Below are 13463 nucleotides of genomic sequence, written 5' to 3'. Positions count from 1 at the left end.
CTGTAACACACCCACGCTCAAGCGTGCTCGAAAGTTCCCGTTACCGCGTCAGCTACCTCGCAGGGAGTCACTCAACGCTGGCGAAAGGTCACCGCCACCGGCCACCCGGACCTGGTCGAGCCCCAGCCAGCCGGCCAGCTGAACCAGCTCCGCGGCCAGCTCCTCGGCGGTCTCGGTCGGCGCCTTCGGCTCCGCGTGCGCCGACTGCACGAGCAGCACGCCGGCCGCCCGGTCCGCCTTCAGGTCGACGCGGGCCACCAGCTTGTCCCCGAGCAGGAAGGGCAGCACGTAGTAGCCGTAGATGCGTTTCTCGGCCGGGACGTAGATCTCGATCCGGTAGCGGAAATCGAAGAGAACCTCGCCCCGCGTCCGCTCGAACACCAGTGAGTCGAACGGGCTGATGAGAGCCCGCGTGTTCACCCGCCGCGGCAGCCGCGCATCCCGGTGCAGGTACGCCGGGCGCTTCCACCCGTCGATCTGAACCGGCAGCAGCTCCCCCTCCTCCACCAGCTCCGCGATCGCCTGCGCGGTGTGCGCAGGCTCCGTACGGAAGTAGTCCTTCAAGCACTGCGCGGTCGCCACGCCATGCGCCCGGGCGGCGATCGACACCAGCCCGCGGTGCGCCTCGTCCAGAGTGGGTGTCGGAGTCTCCACCACCTCACGAGGCAGGACACGCTCCGGTACGTCGTACTCCCGCTCGAACTGCTGGTTGCGCCGGGCGACCGTGACCTCGCCGGCGAAGAACAGGAACTCGAGGGCCCGCTTCACGTCCGACCAGTTCCAGCCCCAGTTCTCGCGGGCGCGCTCCACGTCGTCGTCGATCTGCCGGGCCGTCACCGGACCGTGCGCCCGGACGTCCGCCAGCACCTGCTTGACCAGATCCGGCCGCTCCTTCGCGATCGACCGCGGCCCGCCCCAGGCCTCGGTCGCCGCCCGCGCCATCCGCCAGCGCATCAACGGATGCGTCTCGACCGGGATCAGCGATGCCTCGTGCGCCCAGTACTCCACCAGTCGCCGCGGTCCCTTCCCGGACGCCTTGTCCAGCAGGGTCCGCGGATACGGCCCGAGCCGCGAGTACAGCGGCAGGTACTGCGCGCGGCTCAACACGTTCACCGAGTCGATCTGCAGCAGCCCGATCCGCCCCAGCACCCGAGCCAGGGCGCGCGCGTCCGGAACGCCCTTGGGCCGAGGGTCCATGAACCCCTGAGCGGCCAACGCCACCCGCCTGGCCTGCGCCGTCGACATCGTCTGCGTACTCACCCTGCCGATCGTGCCAGGCCCCACCGACAAAGAACGTTCGTGGCCTCAGCCGAGACGACGGCGCGGCCACCAACTGGCCGGCCACCAGCGGCGCCGAGCTGAGCCAGCCAGGACCGCCAGGTGGACTGCTGCGATCGGCATCGCGATAAAGGCCACGTCCAGTGGCCAGTCGACGTTTTCAGGGTAGAAGAGCCATCCGATCCCGGTCACCAGGTAACCGGCCGCGGGGATCAGGAGCCAGGGATTGCGGCGCTGGATGGTCAGCGCGACCATGGCGACCCAGCTGCCCAGTCCGAAGGTGACGAAGGGGACCAGCGCGGATCCCGTCTTGAGAGCAACCTTCTGCCACCGCGGCGGGCGCGGGATCCCGGGCACGGCAGGCGCCGGAGCAACCGCCACCGCCCCTGCCCAGGCCGGCGTCAGGGCCGACGGCACCGGCAGGTCACCGACGGGCAGCGGAACCGCGGCCGGCGTCGGTCCGGTCAGCAGGGTCGGGTCCTGGCGGGCGATCCGGGCGGCCAGTTCGCGCAGCTTCAGCGACGGCTCGCGGCCCTCCACCCGCTGCAACCGCGCCGAGATCTCCTCGAACTGCTGCAGAGCGTCGTACTGGCGGCCGGTGCGGTACAGCGCGAGCAGAAAGCTTGCGCGCGCGTTCTCGCGGAGAGGGTGCCGGGCGACATGGTTGGCCAGGTCCGGGAGGACCGCGTCGGGGACACCGCGACCCAGCTCGATCACGAAGAGTTCGTCCAGGACCTCCAACCGGCTCTCCTGCCGTTGTGCGCGCCCCGTGTCGAACAGCGGGCCGCTCTGACCTTCCAGGAAGTCACCGCGCCACAGGTCGAGGGCGCGGCGCAGAAATTCGGCGGCATCAGGTAGGTGACCACGTGCGTGGGCCGCCCGGCCGCTGCGAACGTTTTCCTCGAAAACGAACAGATCGACGTCGATGCGATTGGCACAGAGCATGTAGCGGCCGTCGGTGAGCTGGATCAGCGCGCCCTCCGTACCTGGGACCCGCTGTGGGTCGAGCAGCTCACGCAGGGACGCGATGACGGCACGTGCCTGCTCGGGCGCGTCGTCCGGAATGGCGTACCGCCAGCCTGCCTCAAGGAGGTCAGTCATCGGGACCGGTGCGTTCGGCTGTAGCAGCAGCCCGGCGAGGATTCGCTGCTGCAGTTCAGGACCCAGGTCGAGGTCCACACCGTTGCGACGCACGACGAGCGGCCCGAGCACGTCGTACGACGGCGCAGCCATTCATCCCCCCTGACCTGTTGGTTCCGATAGACATCCTAAATTGGCCGAGGGTCTCAGTCAGGCGGGAGGACCACGAGGAACGTCGCCACGGCCAGCGGCAGCGGGATTGGGAAGAGCCCTCGTTCGGAGAGGTTGTCAGGCGTGCTGAACGGCGCCTCTTCGCGGCCCTGGACGATCAGGGCCGCGTGCTGGGCGGTCACTCCGGGGATGCGGGTCAGGACGCCGGCCGGTACCTCGTTCGGGTCGATGAGGCCGCCGTCGTCGTACTCGCGGTGCAGGTGCGGGCGGCCGATGCCGAGGCTGCGGGCGAACGCCGGATCACGCTCCAGAACCTGGCGAGCGCGGACACGCTGCTCGAGGGCCGCCAGGCCACGGATCCGGCGGACGGACACGGGTGCGACGGTGACGGCGAGGTGGATCGCGCTCAGGACCGTCGCGATCAGGATCACGAGGAAGCCGACGTACGTCACGCTCTCGCCGGTGGGCTCGCTGAAGAAGGACCACACCAGGCCGAAGATCCAGGCCGCCAGATAGCCGAACGCGGCGAGCCGCAACTGCTTGTTGCGGCGGAGGTAGGCCAGCGCGAACATCCCCGCGATGCCGCCGAGCCCGACTGTCAGCAGCGTGATGAGGACAGCGGCGGCCTTGATCAGGATCCGGCCGGTGCGGGGACGCTGTGGCGGGATCAGGTCGGTCATGCTGATCGGCCAGCCGCGACCCAGCTCCCAGTCCCGGCCACCGCGGCGACGGATGTCCGCGGGCGGCTCCGCGGTGAGAGTGGCCGTGGCACCGGTTGTCTGCCGGAGTGCCGGGTCGTCGCGCTCGATGCGGGCCTGGAGCTGCTGCAACTCCAGACCGGGCTCGACGCCGTACTCGTCGACGAGGTGGTCGTGCAGGTCGCGGTAGGCCAGCAGGGCGTCATCTGACCGCCCGGTGCGATAGAGAGCCAGCATCTGCGCACCACGCAGCCGTTCACGCAGTGGGAAGGCCGCAGCGAACTCAGGAAGCTCCGCCGCCAGTGGCTCGTGGTGGCCGAGCTCCAGCTCGATCTCAGCGCGATCCTCGATCGCCCCGGCGCGCAGCTCGCTCAACTGCAGACGCGCCTCGTCGAAGATCGGACCGGTGAAGCCCTCGAGGGGTTCGCCGCGCCACAGCCCCAGAGCCTGCCGCAGCTTCTCGGACGCCTCCGGCAGCTGCCCGGCCGTGCGTAGCTCCCGGGCCGACCGAACCAGGGCCTCGAACTCGTCGACGTCCGAATAGCCTGGCGTCACGACGACGCGGTAGCCGCCCGCTTCCAGGATCAGCAGGTTCCCCGCGCTGCGCGGGGCTCGGTCCGGCTCCAGGACCCGGCGCAGACCGGCGACGTACTTCTGAACGACGTTCGGGCCGTTGACCGGCGGCTCACCGTCCCACACCGCCTCGACGATCCGCGCGGTCGGCACGACCTGGTTCGGAGCGGTGAGCAGCGTCGCCAGCACGGCCTGCTGCTTGGCCGGACCGAGCAACAGCTCCTCCTGTCCATGCGTGACTCGCAACGTGCCGAGCACATCGAACCGGACCGGTACTTCGTTCACCGGTGCTCCTCCTTGGGGGCGTCCTGGACTGGGACGACGAGTACGACGTCAGCGATCGGTCGTGGCAACGGCCAGGGAAACACACCGCGGGTGGCTACATCCTGCAACGAGCCGAACGGCCCGCCGTGATTGCGTTCGGCGATGATCAGCGCCGCGTGTTCCGGTGGAACACCCGGCAGCGTACGCAGCACCTCGAGCGGCGCGCTGTTCAGGTCGATCTTCAGAAGCGGGCCGGGGCGTACTGCGCGCTCGGGAACGATGATGGCCAGCTGCAGGCTGCACAGCGCAACGAGCAGCAGCCAGGCGAACACCACCAGCCATTCACCCGGTCGCAGATCCTCGCCTTCAGGGCCGTCCAGGAACCAGATGCCGACCGATATGGCTACCAGGTAGCCCACTGCTGCCAGGCCCAGCCACCAGCTGCGGCGACGGATCGCGAGCACGCCCAGCAGCAGTCCGCCCCCGGCGCCACACGAAAGCCACGGCACCAGAGCGGCCGTTACCTTCAGCAGCAGGCCACTCCGGGTCAACGGCGGCCGCATCTCCGGCGAGGTCCACCGAACTGGTTCGGCGACCCCGTCGACGGGCGCGGGTGTGCCTTGCAGGATCCGCTTGTGGACGGCTTGCAGCTCCGGGCTCGGGCGACCGCCGCTGAGCTGGAGGGCCTCGTGGTACGAGGTGAGAGCCTCAGCACGCCGGCCCGTGCGGTAGAGCGCTGTCAGGTACGCGGCCCGCAGGCGCTGACGAGCCGGGTACTCCGTGATCAGCCGGGTGAGCTCCGGCAGCAGGGTCTGCTCGTGATCCAGTAGGAGCTCCAGCTCCGCCCACTCCTCGAGCGCATCGGCGCGGCTGTCGGCCAACTGGGCCCGGACAGCGTCGAAGTACCCACTGGACAGGCCGGCCAACGGCGTGGAGCGCCAGAGCGCCAGTGCGCCCCGGATCGCCTCGACAGCCTCGGTGGTGCGACCGAGGGCCCGCAGGTCGCGAGCCTGCTGGACGCCGGCCGTGAACTCGTCCAGATCCGAGCCGCCCACGGCGACGGTGAGCCGGTAGCCCGTCGGCGTCAGTGTCAGGAGCTGCGCGGCGGCCCGCGGCGTCCGGTCCGGCTCCAGGACGCGGCGCAGACCGGCGACGTACTTCTGGACGACATTGGCACCGTTCGCGGGTGGGTCGTCGCCCCAGACCTGGTCGACGATCTCGCTCACCGGTACGGCGTGGTTCGCGCTCACCAGCAGCGCCGCCAGAACTGCCTGCTGCCGGGCCGGGCCCAGCTCGAGCTCCTGCGGGCCCCGGTGCGCGCGGAGCGGTCCGAGCAGATCGAACCGCAAAGCGTCGTCCACCCGACCTCCCGGCCCGAACCTGTCTGCCTTCAGGCGACGGCAGCCGACGCAGTCTATCGAGCGGGCGAGCCCGCTTCGGCACTCCGACCGCAGTGGGACGGCAGTGGGCCGCAGTTGGACCGCAGCGTCCGGACACGGCGAGCGGCCAGGCTCATCACCAAGACACCGACCACTCGGGCCGGTGCATCGGCAAGAAAGCACGCATCATGTCCTTCCCCTGGATTCGCACCACCACCACTGCCGCTCTGCTGATCGTCACCGTCGCCGGCTGCGGCAACGGCGGCAGCACGGCAGCCGACCAGCCGTCCACCCAACCGCCCTCGGCAACGAGCACTCCGACCCCGACTCCGGCGCCCGACCTGAGCAAGCTCAGCGCCGCCGCGCTGTTCGCCAAGGCCAAGGCAGCTGTCACCGCGGCTGATGGCTTCCGCGTCCGGGGCACCGTCACCGACGGGGAGAAGATGACGTTCGACGTACAGGCAGCCGAGACCATCGGGCTGGGCAAGTTCACAGTGAACGGCGAGGAGATCACTGTGCTGACCAGCGGCAAGACCACTTATCTGGCGCTCGGCGAGAAGTCCATCCGGCAGCGCGGCAAGGAGGCGAAGGACTCGGCAGCCGAGATCGACGCGACAGTCAAGGTCCTCAAGGGCAAGTGGATCAAGCGAACGAAGAAGGACGAGGAGTTCGACTATCTGGCCGACATGACCAGGCGGGCGACGTACCTCGGCCTCTTCGCGCCGAGCGGTGCGCTGACCAAGAAGCCGCAACAGACGATCGACGGCGTACCCGCGATCGGTCTGAACGACGGCGAGGGCACGCTGTGGGTGGACAGCCGGACCGCGTTGCCGCTCCAGATGCAGACGGCCGGCGACACCCTCCGGTTCAGCGACTTCGGCCGGATCAAGACCCCGAAAGCGCCGGCGGCCGACGACGTCCTGGACGGGAAGGCGATGGGTCTCTGAGGGGTCATAACTCCGGTGTTACCGCAAGTGAGAGGTGCGCTACCTGCGGTAGCCGGGAGAAGGTCGTCGAGGAGGTCGTGCCGCCCGCACGGCCCCTGAGCCCTGGAGTGTGAGGCATGACAGGAAGACTGCAGCTGATCCGTGCGGTTGTCGCCGCCGGAGCGTTGACCGCGGCGTCGCTGGGCGCGGTGGCGACCACAGCGAGCGCGGCACCGGCCCCGGACGGCCCGAAGACCCGCATCGTCGGCGGCACCATCGCCCACACCGCGGACACCCCGTGGGCGATCGCCCTGAACAACAGCGGCTCACCGGTGCCGAGCGGCCAGTGGTGCGGTTCCACGCTGGTTGCGGCGAACAAGATCGTCACGGCCGCGCACTGCGCCCAGGAGGCCGCGTCGACGTACACCGCGATCCAGGGTCGCGATGTGCTCGCCGACAAGACCACCGGCAAGGAATCGAAGGTCAGCAGCATCTGGGTCGACCCGAAGTACGGCCAGGAGGCCGGCCACGACGTCGCGGTGCTGACGCTGGCCACACCATTCAGCGGCGTACCGACGCTGGCGCTGGAGACCAGTACGGCGGCCGACGCGGTCGGTGCGGCTTCGGTCGTCTACGGCTGGGGCTCGACCGAGGGCACCGGCCCGGCGGACACCTTCCAGAAGGTGGACGCTCCCGTGCTGGGCGACGCGTACTGCGCGAAGGCCTACGCGAGCGAGGGCTACACGGCCGAGGGTGAGATCTGCGGCGGCTTCGAACAGGGCGGCAAGGACTCCTGCCAGGGCGACTCCGGCGGCCCGCTGGTGCTGAACGGCCGGCTGTTCGGCGTCGTCTCCTGGGGCGTCGGCTGCGCGGACGCCGGCAACCCGGGCGTCTACGCCGAGGTGGCGGCCTACGCCACCGAACTGCAGGCTCAGATCGGCTAACAGCACCAGGTAGACCTTCACAGGGGAAGGCGAAGGGGCCGGGTTCACACTGTGAACCCGGCCCCTTCTGTGGCTGTCAGACCGCTAGGCGGATCACGCCGTAGTCGTAGCCGCGCCGCCGGTAGACGACGCTCGGCTGGTTGTCGTCGGCATCGACGAACAGGTAGAAATCGTGCCCGACCAGTTCCAGCTCGTAGAGGGCCTGGTCAAGGGACATCGGCTTGGCGGTGTGTGTCTTCTCGCGCATCACCAGGGGACCGTCCCCGGTGACGGTCAGCGAGCCGACCTTGTACGTCGCCACCTCGTCCTCGACGACGGTGTCCTCCACCACGGGGGCGTTGCCGTTCACGGGCTGCTTGGCGTTGACGTGCCGCAGGCCCTCCGGAGTCCGTCCACCGTGCACCCGGCGGCGGTCGGCCGCCTTGCGGACCTGGGCGCGGAGCCGGTCGAGGCAGACGTCGAACGCCGCCGACTTGGTCTCACCGCACGCTTCGGCGCGGACCACCGGACCCTTGGTGTACATGGTGAGCTCGACACGCATCGCCCGGTCGTGCTGTCGCGGGTTCTTCTCCTGGCTGACTTCCACCTCGCACCGCAGTACTCGGTGATCGACCTTCTCGATCCGCTCGAGTTTTTCCTCGACGTACTGCCGGAAGCGGTCACTGACCTCGCAGTGATGACCCTTGACAACGACGTCCACGGAAACCTCCATCGATCGGCGACTTCTTGTTACGTCTCCGGACCCCCGACGGTTCGGAACTCAACTCCTTGATCTGGGCTACGGATGCTGGGGCGCCCGAAACGAAAGACACCCGGCGCGGAGCCGGTCGGAGTCCGTGGCCAGGAATCCGGCTGATCCGGTCCTGCTCCACAGCACTGCTCGACAAGCCCAAGCGGGTGTCATAGGCCAACGCTAGTCGGCTTCGGCGAAAACCGGTAGGGAAGTTCTCATGAACCAGACGGCAAACGTCTCACCGTGGCGGCGACCACCGCGCAACCGAGCACCGGAATTCCCCGTGATTCCAGGGCGCGGCACGCTTCGGCGAGCGTGGACCCGGTCGTGATCACGTCGTCAACAACAATGATCGGTTGATCCGTCAGCGGTTCAGCCCAGCGCGAACGGAGCCCGAAAGCCCCGGCCAGGTTGGCGGTACGGCGTTCCGCGGACAGGCCGGCCTGGTCGTCGGGACGCCGTACCAGCCGTAGCGCCGGAGCGATCCGAGCGTCGATCCCGTGTGCACGCAGGGCGCGCGCCGCGGCCCGGCTGATCCGCCTCAGCGGGTCGTGGCCGCGCTGCCGGACCGTTGCCGGCGCGGACGGCACCGGCACCAGCCACACGCCGCGGTACTCGCCGAGCGCGGCCCGCACCGCGGTCGCCAGAGCTGCGCCGAGCGGGCGCGCCAGCGGATACCGGGCGTTTTCCTTGTGCGCAATCACCAGCTGCCGAATCTGATCCCCGTACGGCGCGGCCGCGGTCGGCGGCGCGAGCCCGTGCGGCGGCGGATCCGGCCAGGCACGGAACGGAGCCATCCGGCTCAGGAGCCCCCGGCAACCATCACACAACGTCACGCCCGGAACTCCGCACCCGGCACAGCCTCCTCCGAGCAGCAGATCGACCGCGGCGCCCCACACTCCACCAACCATCGTCACTCCCCCGGCCGTCCACAAGCAGCAGCCGGCTGCCTGTGGAAAACCCGCGATCAGCCGGGGTAGCTGGGGATCAGGCCGTCGGCGAACTTGTCGTCGTCAGGGGTTACCCAGTCGAGGTCGAGGCCCTGCCAGTGGATGCGTCCGGCCGTGTCCTCGAAGACGGGCAGGATGTCCGGGTTCGCGTTGGAGGCGATGGCCTCGATCCCGAAGGTGGGAGGGGTTCCCGGGAGGGGCTGCGGGTCCGAACCGTCCGAGTTGACCAGCCAGGGCTGCGCGGTCGCACTGGAGGCCGGTCGGCCGGCGACCAGAACGCCCTTCTTGGACCAGGCCGCGTCGGTGATCGCGGTGAGTGGGACGTGCAGGTCACGCAGCTCGTCGAGCTTCAGACCCTTGCCGTCCGCGGTGGGCTGGATGGTGGCGGTCTGAACCGTGTTCTGGTGCGTCTTGGCAGACTTCAGCACCAGGAGCGCGCGGACGCCGTCCGGCGCCATCCGCAGCACCTGCGGTACGTCGCCGTGGAAGTTGACCGGCACCGTCTGGACCACGCCGTCGCCGGTGCGCACCCGGAGCCGCGGGACCGCGCTGTCGGCCCGGTCCAGGATCCACAGGTTGTCCAGGTTGTCGTAGCTCGGCCGCAGCACCCGGCCCTCGACGGGGATCCGCTTCGGCTCCTCCTGCTTCTTCTTCTCACCGGGATCGACCTTCGCGTAGACGACGACCCGCTTGCCGTTCTCCGTGGTGACGATCGCTCCGGAGTCGCCCCGCAGATTCACGGCGAACGACTTGGCGTCGTACCCGTAGAGCCAGCTCGAGTTGAGCTCGCGGGCCGCTTGCTCGGAGGCACCGTCCAGCCCTTCGACGCGTTGCACCTTGCCGCTCAGCAGGCCGTACAGGATCGTGGACGCGGCCGTCGTCGCGGCCGGATCGAACTGGCTGACCGCGGAGAACTGGATCACGCCCGGGTTGTCCGGCAGCAGCGGTGCGCCGTTGACGGTGATCTTGACCTTCAGACTGATCTGGTTCAGCGTCCAGACGATCTGAGCCGCGAGCTTGAGCCGGTCGGCCTCCACCAGCTGCCCGGGCACGTCGTTGAGCGCCACGGTCGCCTCACCGAGCTCGACCGGGACGGACACCTGGATGGCGGTGCCCGGAGGCGCGATCGAGACGACGCCGTTGCCGAGCCGCTTCGTCGGGCCTCTCAGCAGCTCCTGGATCAGCTTGGTCGCTGCCTGTCCGGCGGACAGGTTGTTCAGCGGCAGGTAGACCGGGTCCGGGACCAGGGTGTCGCGATCGCGGGAGAAGAAGTACAGGTCGCGCGAGGTCAGCTTGGTCGCCACCTGGTTGCTGCCCAGCAGCACGCCCGGGGGCACCGAGTCGACCCGCCACTGGCCGTTCACCTTGAGCATCTTGAAGGTGAAGCCGAGCTTCTCCTTCTGCTTGGCCGGCAGCCACTCGCCACGGTCGTCGATGCCGGCGATCCGCGTCGCGGTCAGCACGAAGGTGGCGTCGTCACCCTTCACCAGATCGTCGCCCTGGTCGTAGACGGTGGTCCCGGACTCGGGCTTCCACTTCGCCGCGGCCTGCGGAGTCAAGTACAGCCGGGCCTTCTCGAAGCCTTTCCGGGAGTCCGACATCGCCTCGAGGAACCCGTCCACGATCACATCCGCCTTGGCACCCTCACGCGGCGGCTTCGCCTCGACACCGACGCCACCGGGGTCCAGAGCCAGGCCCTCCCGGTTGCTGTTGCGGATCGTGCCCTTGGTCGGCACGGTCGCGCATCCGGTCACCAGCAGCATCCCCGCCAGCAACACCACCAGCAGACGACGCCTCACAGCTCCTCACCACCCGTCAGCTTCTGGTACGGCGCTCCGACGTCGACGAGCGACTTCTCCGTGATGACCCGTACGGCGTCGGCCGGGCGGGCCGGAAGCGGTGAGCCGGCCAGTGACACGTCGGGGCGCCGCGGCAGGGTGAGCCGGAAGTACGCACCCTCACCGGGTGAACCCCAGGCGTCCAGTCGGCCGCCGTGCAGCCGGGCGTCCTCCAGTGCGATCGACAGACCCAGCCCTGTGCCGCCAGTGGTCCGGGCCCGGGCTGGATCGGCCCGCCAGAACCGGCTGAACACCATCTCGGCCTCATCCGTGCGGAAGCCGACACCATGGTCCCGGACGGCGACCGCGGCCGCGTCGTCGTCGTACGCGGTGCTGATCAGGAGCGGCAGGCCCTCGCTGTGCTCGATCGCGTTACCAATCAGGTTGCGCAGGATGCGCTCGATCCTGCGGGCGTCCACCTGGGCGCGGCACTGCTCCGGCATCGCCAGCTGCACCTCGCAGCCCTTGCGTTCCAGCAGGGTCTCGAAGTTCTCCAGGACGCGGTGCACGATGTCCCGCAGGTCCACGTCCTCCAGATCCAGGGCGGCCGCGCCGGCGTCGAACCTGCTGATCTCCAGCAGGTCCGCGAGCAGCTCCTCGAACCGGTTGAGCTCGTTCTGCAACAGCTCGACCGAACGGCGGCTCATCGGATCGAACTGGTCGCGCGTCTCGTGCAGGAGGTCAGCGGCCATCCGGACCGTGGTCAGCGGCGTCCGCAGCTCGTGCGAGACGTCGGAGACGAAGCGGCGCTGCAGACGGGACAGGTCCTCGAGCCGGCGGATCTGTCGCTGCAGGTTGCTCGCCATCTTGTTGAACGAGACCGCCAGCCGGGCCAGGTCGTCGGTACCGCGGACCTGCATCCGCTCCTCGAGCTTGCCGGCCGCGAGCCGCTCAGCGATCCGCCGTGCCATCCGGACCGGCGTGACCACCTGGCGAGTGACCAGCCAGGCCACCGCACCGAGCAGAACGACCAGCAGCAGTCCGGCAGTGACCAGTGCCTGCTGCACGACGTTCAGCGTCTCCTGCTGCGCGGTGAGCGGGAAGAGGAAGTACACGGCGTACCGGTCGCCGGTGCTGGTGACCCGCAACTGCGAGCCGATGACCAGACCCGGTGCGCTGGTGTTGTCCTTGTACTTGATCACTGTGTAGGTGTCGTAGAGCTTGGCCTCGCTGACGTTGACCGACGAGACCAGTGCCTGCGGCAGTGAGTCGCTGTCGACCAGTCCGGTGTAGCGGATCGCGTTCGAGCCGCTGTTGCCGATCGGCACCAGCAGCACGTCGTACAGACCCGGGCGGTTGGTGCCGAGGACCAGCTCGGACAGCCGCTGGTTGATCGTGGTCGGGTCGGCCGCGTTCAGCGTGGAGGTCAGCGACGTCAGCTGCGCGACCGCCTCGGCCTGCGCACTGTCGCGCCGGGACTCCAGCACGCCGTCGGTGACCTGGCTCATCATCACCCAGCCGACCAGGAGCAGCACGACGGTCGACATCAGCAGGGTGCCGGTGACGATCCGGGCCTGGATGGAACGCCGCCAGATGTCCGGCCAGTACTTCGGGTGCGTCCGCCAGAGCGGCTGTGGGTAGGCATGCCACTCAGCCGCGGCGGATGTCGGCTCCAGCTCGGTACCGCGCGGCTCGGCCACCTCCTGCTCGGGCGGGGCCGACTGATCCGGCCCCGCCGGCGCGGCGGGGTCGGAGACAGCCTGCGACTCTTGGTCGCGTCCGTACTCGATCAGTCCGCACCGGCCTTGTATCCGACACCGCGGACCGTCACGACGATCTCCGGGTGCTCAGGGTCCTTCTCGATCTTGGAGCGCAGCCGCTGGACGTGCACGTTGACCAGCCGGGTGTCGGCCGCGTGCCGGTAGCCCCAGACCTGCTCCAGCAGCACCTCGCGGGTGAACACCTGCCAGGGCTTGGAGGCGAGGCAGACCAGCAGGTCGAACTCCAGCGGGGTCAGCTGGATGGTCTCCCCGGCCCGCTTCACCGAGTGCCCGGCGACGTCGATGGTCAGGTCGCCGATGGTCAGCGACTCCGGCCCCGGCTCGTCCATCCGGCGCAGGCGGGCCCGGATCCGGGCCACCAGCTCCTTCGGCTTGAACGGCTTGACCACGTAGTCGTCGGCCCCGGACTCCAGGCCGAGCACCACGTCGACGGTGTCGCTCTTGGCGGTCAGCATCACGATCGGCACGCCGGACTCGGCCCGGATCGCCCGGCAGACGTCGATCCCGTCCATCCCGGGCAGCATCAGGTCGAGCAGCAGCAGGTCCGGCTTGAACTCCCGGAACGCTGGTACCGCTTTGTCACCGGTCGCGCACAAATAGGTGTCGTACCCCTCGTTGCGCAGCACAATGCTGAGCATCTCCGACAACGCTGTGTCGTCGTCGACGATGAGAATGCGGCCCCGCATTGTCCGGTTACCATCTGCCACGCGCTGCTCCTTGCCGTCCGACTCGTCGTGCGCCCGGTGCATGCCGTCCGTACGCACTACGGATAGTGTCCCATTCCCTGGGTAGTGCACACGCCGGATCGCCGATTGACCCCGGTTTGGGCTGTGATCATGGTGCACAGCCCGACCGCGCGACAACTCGGGGTGCATCCACAGGGCAGCACAGGGCGAGGGGAGGCGGAC

At 69.2% G+C, this 13463-nt stretch carries 11 protein-coding genes; 2 read left to right on the top strand and 9 right to left on the bottom strand.

The window, feature by feature from the left end; genetic code table 11:
- Positions 1 to 48: 48 nt before the first annotated feature.
- From OG474_RS26120 to OG474_RS26105, 4 genes are read right to left on the bottom strand one after another with little or no spacing between them, the layout of a single operon-like run.
- A complete protein-coding gene (locus OG474_RS26120) occupies positions 49 to 1245 on the bottom strand; it encodes a winged helix-turn-helix domain-containing protein (protein WP_405064616.1) in 1197 nt (398 codons plus the stop codon).
- A gap of 60 nt (positions 1246 to 1305) precedes the next feature.
- Complete coding sequence (locus OG474_RS26115) at positions 1306 to 2511, bottom strand: BTAD domain-containing putative transcriptional regulator (RefSeq protein ID WP_405056200.1); 1206 nt, start codon at positions 2509 to 2511, stop codon at positions 1306 to 1308.
- A 53-nt stretch (positions 2512 to 2564) separates the two neighbouring features.
- Entirely contained in the window at positions 2565 to 4085 is a 1521-nt protein-coding gene (locus tag OG474_RS26110) for a BTAD domain-containing putative transcriptional regulator (protein WP_405056199.1), read from the bottom strand.
- Positions 4082 to 5425, bottom strand: a complete 1344-nt coding sequence (locus tag OG474_RS26105; protein WP_405056198.1) for a BTAD domain-containing putative transcriptional regulator — start codon at positions 5423 to 5425, stop codon at positions 4082 to 4084. The genes OG474_RS26110 and OG474_RS26105 overlap by 4 nt, the downstream gene beginning before the upstream one ends.
- Positions 5426 to 5631: 206 nt before the next feature.
- On the opposite strand from OG474_RS26105, the gene OG474_RS26100 reads away from it, so the two are divergent.
- Positions 5632 to 6390 carry a hypothetical protein gene (locus tag OG474_RS26100; RefSeq protein ID WP_405056197.1) on the top strand — a complete coding sequence of 253 codons (759 nt, stop codon included), beginning with the start codon at positions 5632 to 5634 and terminating at the stop codon, positions 6388 to 6390.
- A gap of 116 nt (positions 6391 to 6506) precedes the next feature.
- Entirely contained in the window at positions 6507 to 7313 is an 807-nt protein-coding gene (locus OG474_RS26095) for a S1 family peptidase (protein ID WP_405056196.1), read from the top strand.
- A gap of 76 nt (positions 7314 to 7389) precedes the next feature.
- Here the strand turns inward: OG474_RS26095 and hpf are convergent, their stop codons facing one another.
- The 5 genes from hpf to mtrA all read right to left on the bottom strand — a co-directional run bounded on the left by hpf (position 7390) and on the right by mtrA (position 13241).
- Positions 7390 to 8013, bottom strand: a complete 624-nt coding sequence (hpf, locus tag OG474_RS26090; protein WP_405056195.1) for a ribosome hibernation-promoting factor, HPF/YfiA family — start codon at positions 8011 to 8013, stop codon at positions 7390 to 7392.
- Between the two features lie 248 nt (positions 8014 to 8261).
- Positions 8262 to 8957, bottom strand: a complete 696-nt coding sequence (locus tag OG474_RS26085) for a ComF family protein (protein ID WP_405056194.1) — start codon at positions 8955 to 8957, stop codon at positions 8262 to 8264.
- A 56-nt stretch (positions 8958 to 9013) separates the two neighbouring features.
- Entirely contained in the window at positions 9014 to 10795 is a 1782-nt protein-coding gene (locus OG474_RS26080) for an LpqB family beta-propeller domain-containing protein (RefSeq protein ID WP_405056193.1), read from the bottom strand.
- On the bottom strand, positions 10792 to 12474 hold the full coding sequence (mtrB, locus tag OG474_RS26075) for an MtrAB system histidine kinase MtrB (protein WP_405056192.1): 1683 nt from the start codon (positions 12472 to 12474) through the stop codon (positions 10792 to 10794). The genes OG474_RS26080 and mtrB overlap by 4 nt, the downstream gene beginning before the upstream one ends.
- An 89-nt stretch (positions 12475 to 12563) precedes the next feature.
- Positions 12564 to 13241, bottom strand: coding sequence for an MtrAB system response regulator MtrA (gene mtrA, locus OG474_RS26070; protein WP_141859693.1), 678 nt, complete (start codon positions 13239 to 13241; stop codon positions 12564 to 12566).
- Between the last annotated feature and the right edge of the window lie 222 nt (positions 13242 to 13463).

Source organism: Kribbella sp. NBC_01505, from assembly GCF_045040285.1.
In the GTDB taxonomy this organism is placed as follows: Bacteria; Actinomycetota; Actinomycetes; order Propionibacteriales; family Kribbellaceae; genus Kribbella.
This window is presented reverse-complemented; position numbering and strand designations above follow the sequence as displayed.